The organism is Nocardioides oceani (assembly GCF_030412965.1).
Classification (GTDB): Bacteria; Actinomycetota; Actinomycetes; order Propionibacteriales; family Nocardioidaceae; genus Nocardioides; species Nocardioides oceani.
Genome location: NZ_JAUHJQ010000071.1, coordinates 1 through 360, shown reverse-complemented (window position 1 = coordinate 360; position 360 = coordinate 1). Strand labels below are relative to the sequence as shown.

Here is a 360-nt window from a genome sequence, read left to right as displayed (position 1 = left end):
GAGCTCCCGTCCCGGCTCCACGCTACACCGAGCCTAGAGACTGCATGCTCAGTCAAGGTGCTGGAGCACACGTACCTGGCGTTGCTGAACTGGTCTCCGTGCAACGGGAGGCATATCATCGGCACGCCCTCCGACACGGCTTCCACCGTGGAGTTCCAGCCGCTGTGCGTGATGAAGGCGCCTACCGCAGGGTGGGCGAGCACCTCCACCTGCGGTGCCCAGCTGACGAGCCTGCCATGATCACGGATCTGCTCGTCGAGCCCGTCGGGCAGCTGGCCGGACTCGTAGCCGCGGATGAGCGTGGGCCTGACGACCCAGAGGAACGGCCGCTTGCTGGCGGCGAGCCCCCACGCCAGCTCC

The 360-nt window shown here is 67.5% G+C and carries 1 pseudogene; it reads right to left on the bottom strand.

Features of this window, described 5'->3' with window-relative positions:
* Positions 1-360, bottom strand: a pseudogene (locus QWY28_RS23320) (hypothetical protein); the annotation flags it as partial.